Origin of the sequence: Streptomyces niveus (assembly GCF_001723055.1) — a bacterium.
Classification (GTDB): Bacteria; Actinomycetota; Actinomycetes; order Streptomycetales; family Streptomycetaceae; genus Streptomyces; species Streptomyces niveus.
Genome location: NZ_MDCR01000240.1, coordinates 1 through 7944 on the forward strand (window position 1 = coordinate 1; position 7944 = coordinate 7944).

General features: G+C 73.6%; 1 protein-coding gene. It reads right to left on the reverse strand.

Translation table 11 applies throughout. From position 1 onward, the window contains the following. A partial coding sequence (locus BHU15_RS25610; RefSeq protein ID WP_141726881.1) for an SDR family oxidoreductase occupies positions 1-7944 on the reverse strand: 7944 nt, incomplete at both ends.

Below are 7944 nucleotides of genomic sequence, written 5' to 3' on the forward strand. Positions count from 1 at the left end.
GACGAAGTGCCGCTCCAGATGGGTGACCAACCTGTCGACACTGGGGTGTTCGAGAATCGCGGCCATCGGGATGTGGTCCCCGTAGCGGTTCTGGACGGTCTGCATGATCCGCATCGCACCGATGGAGTCGACGCCGTAGCTGGCGAAGTCCCGCGTCGGATCGACGCTGCCCGCCGGGATACCGATGCCGTCGGCGACCGCGGCGCGCACATGACCGCGCAGCGCGGAGTCCGCGTCCGGGGTCCGCGCCGCGAGCGGAGCGGGAGCGGACGGAGCCGGCGGCGGAGGCGGGTCGTGCGGAGGTCGCGCGACGGCGGATGCGATCGGTGCGGCAGGGGCCTCGCTGACAGGTACCGGGGCGTCGGGGAGCCAGTACCGGTCGGGGGCGAAAGGGTACGTGGGCAACGGAACCCTGCTCCCGGCGGTGCCTGGCCGCAGGATCGCGAAGTCAACGTCCGTACCCGCCTCCCAGAGCGCCGCGAGCCGTGCGAGGTCACCCTCGGCCGCCCGGCGCAGCGCCTCCCGCACGTCGCCGTCGTCGTACCGGCTTCGACCGCCGTCCCGCCCGCCAGGTGCCGGACGCGGGCCGTCGTCCTCCACGCGGGCGCGCAACGCCTCGGCGACCCGGACGAGCGAGGGTGCCACGACCGCCAGCCGGGCGGCGAAGTGGCGACGCCCGGTCTGGAGCGTACGGGCGACGTCGGACGGGGCGACGGTGTGCAGCCTGCCGTCCCGTTCCCAGCGTTCGATGCGGTCGAGCAGCCTGCGGGCGACGGCGTCGAGCCGGTCCTCGTCGCGCGCGCTCAGTACGAAGAGGTGGTCACCGCCCTCCGCCTGACGGGGCACGGCACGTACGGGGCGGGGCGCCTCCTCCACCACCAGGTGGGCGTTCGTCCCGCCGAAGCCGAAGGAGCTGACACCGGCGCGGCGGGGCAGCGGTGTGCCGGTGGCACCGTCCACGACCGGGAACCACGGGCGGGCCGAGGTCACCAGGTGGAAGGGCGAATCGGCCAGCTTGATCAGCGGGTTGACCCGCTCCACGTGGAGGGTGGGGGGCAGCATCTCGTGGCGCAGGGCGAGCAGCACCTTGAACAGGCCCGCCATTCCGGCGGCCGTCTCCAGATGCCCGACGTTGGTCTTCACACTGCCGAGGCCGCAGTACTGACGGGAAGTGCCGTCGGTCGGGCTCCCCGCGGGCGGTTCGAACGCGGTACGCAGACCGGTGACCTCGATGGGGTCGCCGAGCGCGGTGCCGGTGCCGTGCGCCTCGACGTAACCGATCGTCTCGGGCCGGGCCCCGGCGCGTCGCTGGGCACGGGAGATCACCTCCGCCTGGGCGGCGGGGTTCGGTGCGGTGAGCGAGGCGGCACGCCCGCCGTGGTTGGTCGCCGAGCCGGCGATGACTCCGTGGATGTGGTCGCGGTCCGCGAGAGCCCGGCTCAGCGGCTTCAGCAGCACGGCGCCCACGCCCTCACCGCGCACATAGCCGTCGGCCCGGTGGTCGAAGGACTTGCACCGGCCGTCCGGGGCCAGCATGCCTGAGCGGCCGAACGCCTCGAAGCCGGTCGGCGCGACGATGACATTGACGCCGCCGGCGATCGCCGATGCGCACTCGCCGGTCTGGAGCGCCCGGACGGCTCGGTGGACGGCGACCAGAGAGCTGGAGCAGGCGGTGTCGACCGGTTCGCTGGGGCCACGCAGATCGAGCAGGAAGGAAACCCGGTTCGCCAGCACACTGTGGTCGTTGCCGGTCATGAGCTGTCCGTCGAGGTCGGCTCCGCGCTCCTGGGCGAGTTCGCCGTACTCGGAGGAGGCGACACCGACGAACACTCCGCAGGCGGTCCCGGCGAGGTCCAGCGGATCGTGGCCCGAGTCCTCGACGGCCGACCAGACCGTCTGGAGGAACAACCGGTGCTGCGGGTCCATCACTCGGGCCTCGCGCGGGGAGATCTGGAAGAAGTCGGCGTCGAAGCGGTCCACGCCGTCCAGGAACCCGCCCCGGAAGGCGCGCGCGTCGGCGCCGAACCGGTCCGCGGGTGCCTCGGAGATGAGATCGCGCCCCTGGACCAGGTTGTCCCAGAAGGTGTCGAGATCCGGTGACCCGGGAAAGGCCCCGGCCATCCCGACCACGGCCACCGGCTCGTCGAGAGCGCCGAACGCCGTTGGAACGAGGGCGGGTTCGGCCTCCGTCACGGCCTCCGTCACAGGCTCCGTCGCGGGTTCGGGGCGGGAGGCCGCCTGCGACGGTGCGGGACCGGCGGCCGGTGCCGGGGCGGCAGAGGACGGCGAGTTGTCGCCCGCCGGGCCGACGGTCGCCAGTCCGTCAGTGGCGGCGACGAGGTGGTCCACCAGGGCTGCCATGTCCCGGCAGCCGTAGAGGACGGGCGGCGTCAGATCGGTTCCGGTGACGGTGGCGAGCCGGTCGGCGAGTTGCACCATCGTCACCGAGTCGAGCCCGAAGTCGCTGAGGTGGTCGCCGGGATCGATGTCCGACGGCGCCACACCCAGCAGGTCACAGATGGCCTCGGTGACGGTGCGCTGCATCGTCACCACGGCGGGCGGGCGATTGTCGTCGCCTGGGACGGGGTGCGTACGGGGCACGGAGAGCTCCTCGGACGGGCGGACGCCGGTGGCTGCTGGCTCCGGCACGGACGATACGGACGATGCGGGCGGCGTCGAAGGGCCGGCCCGGCGGACGGGCGGCACCGGCCCGTCGTCGGTCGACGTGCCTGATGTGCGGAGCCAGTAGCGGCCCGCAGCGAACGGGTAGTGGGGCAGCGAAACGACACGGGCGCCCGGCTCGGGCGCGCGATCAGCCTGTGTGTCCGAGCCGTCGACCCAGCGCCGCACCACGGCGGCCGGGTGGTCACCGTCCTCGTCCCGGTCGCCACCCGTACCGGACTCGACCAGCAGTGGGTGAGGTCCGGCGGCGGCACAGGCGTCGAGCACGGAGACGATGTCGTCGAGGGAACGCACGACAGCACCGAACCTGGCGGGCAGCGGCTCTCGGCCGACCCGCAGCGTGTGGGTCACGTCGCGAGGGTCCAACGAGGCGCCGGAGCCCCGGAGGAAGGCGGCGATGCGGCCCGCGTGGGCACGGAGGATCTCGGGGCGCCGGGCGGAGAGCAGCAGCGCCCGTGGCGGACTCGTGCCGTCACCGGGCGGCGCGGTGGCCGCCGGCTCCTCCTCGACGATCACATGGGCGTTGGCGCCGCCGGCCCCGAAGGAACTGACGGCAGCCCGGCGGGGCTCCCCGGACGCCTGCTCGGGCCAGGGGACCGGCTCGCGCGGCACCTCGAATCCGTCCGCCGTCGGCGAACCGTCGATCCCCTCGGTCGGAGCCAGGGTGCGGTGCCTCAGCTGGAGTACGACCTTGGCCAGCTGCACCATCCCGGACGCGGCCTCCAGATGCCCGGTGTTGGGCTTCACCGACCCCAGGCGCAGATGGTGCCCGCCTGCCCGGACACCGTAGGCCCGGCGCAGCGCGGCGAGTTCGACCGGGTCGCCCACGGGCGAGCCCGTCGCCTGGGCCTCCACGTACTGCACACTGCGGGCGTCCACGCCCGCCGCACGCAGCGCCCGCGCGATCAGCTCGACCTGGGCCTCGACGCGGGGTACCGCGTACGCGTCGGTCGGTCCGTCGGCGTTCACCGCGGAGCCGAGTATGCGGGCGTGCACCCGGTCGCCGTCCCGGACGGCGTCGGAGAGGCGTTTGACTACCAGGGCGCCGACGCCCTCCCCGGTGACGATTCCGTCCGCGGCGGTGTCGAAGACGCGCGGGGCACCGCCGGGCGACAGCATCCGTGCCGCTGCCAGGTCGGCGTGGTGGCTGGGGTGGAGTATCAGATTCACACCGCCGACGAGAGCCGTGCCGCACTCCCCGGCGCGCAGGCTCTGTACGGCGAGATGGAGCGCGGTGAGGGCGGACGAACAGGCCGTGTCGACGGCCATGCTGGGCCCGGTCAGACCGAAGGTGTGGGAGACGCGGTTGGCGACGGACCAACCGGCCGACAGCGCCCGGACGTCGTTGCCCCGCGCTCTCTCGTCGGCGCCGAGGAGGGCGTACTGGTGATGCATCAGACCGACGAAGACGCCGGTCGCCTCTCCCCTGTCGGCGCTCCGTTCACGCAGCCGCGCGGGCGGCAGCGCCGCGTCCTCCAGCGCTTCCCACGCCGTCTCCAGGAAGAGACGTTCGGCCGGATCCATACGCTCCGCCTCTCGCGGGGCGATCCGGAACAGCAACGGGTCGAAGCGGTCCACGTCGTCGAGGAAACCGCCCCAGCCCTGTTCCCCGGCCGACAGGACCGGGCCGGCCTGCTGCCGGCGGCCGGGTGGTTCACGGGTGATCAGGCGCCGTCCGGCGACGAGATGACCCCAGAGGGTGTCGAGATCCCCGGACCCCGGATAGCGGCCGGCGATCCCCACGACGGCGATGGGTTCGCCGTCCCCGAGTGGGGCGGTGGGCGCGGGCACGGGGCCGGCCGGCACCGCTTCGGGTACGGGACGGGGCGCCGACGGCTGTATGTGCCCGGTGGAGCCGGGGGTTCCGGGCGGCGCGGGCAGCGCCGCGGCGAGTTCCGGCGCTCTCGCCTGGGTGAGGGTACGAGCCACGGTGGCCACCGACTCGCCTGTCGCCAGCAGTTCCCGCGGCACCGTGCCGATCTCCTGTTCCAGTCGTCCCACCGCTTCCATGACGGTCAGTGAGTCGGTGCCGAAGGAGACGAGAGGAGCTGACACGTCCAGTTCGCCGGGCGGCATCCCGAGCAGGTCGGCGAAGAGGTCACGCAGGTGGGACGTGGTGCGCGCGACGAGATCGTCCGCCGGGCCGGCTGATTCCGGGGCGGGCACCGGCCGGCCGGGCGGCCGCGCGGACCGGGCGCGCGGGTGCTCCACGGTGGGCTCGGCGGAGATGGACCACGCGCCGCGCCGCGCTACGAACAGGCACTGGCCGGCCTGTTCGTCGCTCCAGCCTTGTACGCCGAAGGCTCGGCTCTGCTCGAACCCGGCCTCCGCCAGAAGCGCCTGCCAGGTTCCGGAAGCGAGCAGGGGCCCGTGCGGCAGCCTCAGTTCGGGGTCGCGGGCCGACCACCAGCCGTCGGTGAGGCCGAAGACCGGGGTGACCGCGTCCAGTACGCGGGTCGCCTCGTTGACCGCGAGCATCCCTCCGACGGCGGTCAGTCGCGCCGTATGGGCAAGGGTGCGCCGGATGTCGCCGGTGGCGTGGAGGACGTTGGTGGCGACGACGATGTCGTAGCGGTCCTCGTCGAAGCCCTGGCCGGACAGGTCGCCGCAGATGTCCAGGGTTCGGAACACCATGTCGGGCCGCCCGTCGGCCAGCCGTCCGCGTGCCGCGGCCACCAGGGACGGGGAGATGTCGGTCACGTCGTAGGAGACCAGGCCGCGCTGTATGCCGAGGGTGTCCATGGCGTCGAGAACGGCGCGTGTCGTGGCGCCCGTTCCGGCACCGATCTCCAGGATCCGCACACGGCGGCCGGGTTCGGTGGCCACCCGGTCGGCCACCGCCGCGCGCACCGCGGTGGCGGTCAGGTCGTTGAAGTGCCGGGTACGCGGATCATCGGCGTACAGGGCCGCCATCCGGTGGTCGGAGCCACCGGGGAACAGGACCTCCAGCCCGCTGCGCCGCCCGGCCAGCACGTCCGGCAGAGCGGCGGCGCACTCGTCCACGAGATCCAGGGTGGGTCCGAGGCGGACGAAGCGGTCGGTCAGGCGACCACGTGCCGTGCTCCTGCGGCCGGGCTCGGCGCGGTCGGTGGTGACGCGGTACCGACCGTCGTCCGCGGTGACCAGCCCACCCGCGGTGAGCGCGGCCAGCAGGGCGTCGAACAGTTGCCGCCGGTCGTCGCGGAGCGCGAGATCGGCGGCCAGTTCGCGCTCGCCGCGCCCTTCGCCCGCGGTGAGCGCGGGAACCGCGCCGCGCAGCGCGTCGAGCACGGCGAGCCGGGCGTAGCCGTCCACCGCGTCGAGGTAGTCGGGCGCGTACGGTTCACCGGCGGCCCGCAGGGCGGAGTCGAGCGCCGCCACCGGGGCTCGGAGGGTGTTCACCCCGTCGTCGGTCCGGCGCAGCCGGTCGCCGGGATGCAGTGGCGTCACACGCGCGAGTTCCGTTGTGTCGGCGCGCAGCGGGGCGACTTGGGTGAGCCCGCTGCCGAGTACCTGCCGGAAGGCCCGCAGTCCTTCGGCGGCGGACAGTGGTCGTACTCCCCAACGGGCGAGCCGCGCGCGGTGCTCGGGGGTGGCGACGGCGCCCTCGTCCCCCCAGTAGCCCCAGTCGAAGACGGTGACGGGCCAGTGGAGCCGGTCGGCCAGATACGCGCCGTAGGCGCTGAGGAAGGTCGATCCGGCGGTGTAGTTGGACTGCCCCGGGTTGCCGGTGTGGGCGACGGCCGAGGAGAACAGGGCGAAGAAGTCGAGGTCTTCGGCGGTCAGCGCGTCGGCGAGCGCGACCGTTCCCCGCGTCCTCGGCGCGAAGGCCGCGTCGAACGTCTCGTCGTCCGACTGCGCGATGGTCCGGTCTGCCAGCACGAACGCCGTGTGCAGGACGCCGTCGACGCCGCCGTACTCCTCGTGCATCCGCCGCACGGCGGCGTGGGCGTCGGCCGGATCGGTCACGTCTGCGGACAGATAGGCGAGCCGGCCGCCCGCGTCGCGCAGCCGGTCCAGAATCCCCGCGGGCAGTCGCTCCTCGTCCCTGCGTCCGGTCAGCAGCACCCGGGCGTCGTACGCGCGCAGCAGATGTTCGGCGACGACCCGTCCGAGACCGCCGGCGCCACCGACGATGAGATAGCGACCGCCGGGGCGCAGCGGCAGACTCCCGGTACGGGCGGGAAGACGGGCCGTGGTGTGTCGTTTGACCAGCCGGGTGCCCTGGCGCAGGGCCACCTCCGCAAGGGGTACGGTCTTCCGCTCGGCGGCGACGGCCGCCACGAGGGCGGAGAAGTCACCCTGTTCGGCGCACCGTTCCAGGTCGGCGCGGCCGAGGTCCACGCAGACGACGTCGAGGGACGGCAGTTCGCGGGAGAGGGTCCGGGCCATGCCGTGGAGTGATCCGGCGAAGGGGTTCTCCACGGGGTGACCGGGCAGCGGGTGGCTGTCGCTGGTGAGCACCACGAGGCGGATACCGACCGGCCGCAGGTCGGTCAGCGACCTGGCCAGGTGGAACAGTGACAGGCAGCCCCGGCGCTGGGTGTCCTGAAGGTGGTCGAGGTCGGTGGCGGAGTGGCGCCGGGTGTCGACGCCGCCGGTGAAGTAGACGGTCGTTCCCGGGGAACATCCCTCCAGGAGGGTCCGGTACGCATCGGCGGTGGTGAGGGAGATGGTGTCGACCGTCCCGTCGGCGCCATGACGGCGCGCCAGCGCCGCGCCCACACCGGCGTCGTGTCCCCCGGTCAGGATCAGCGCGGGCCCGGTGGCGGCCGGCACGGTGTCCACGTCGGACCGTGGCTCGACCCGCCACACGGGCACCAGGTACGGCACATCGGTCGCGCTCGGCCGCAGCACGGTCAGGCCGGTGATCTCGACGAGGACGCGGCCGTCGGCGTCCGTCGTCCGGACGTCGCAGACGACGCTGCCGCTCGCGGGATCGGCGGTCACCAGCTCCGCGACCGCGTAGTGGGGAGCGGTCCGGCCGTCGTGGATACGGACCAGTTCGGCGGCGGCGGGCCGGGTGGCCGGCTCGTCCCAGTCGGGCACGGCGCCGTGGACGGCGTGCAGCGCGGCGTCGGTGAGTCCCGGGTCGGTGGTGCCGCCCCGTTCCTCCTCCGGTCCGCAGGAGGACAGTTCGGCCAGCGACACTCCGTCGCCGCACCACAGGCGTGCCACCCGGCGGTACGACGGTCCGTAGACGAGCCCGCGCGCGGCCGCGCCTCGGTAGAAGGCGGCTCCGTCGATGTCGCGGGCGCAGCGGGCCCGCACCGACTCGATGTC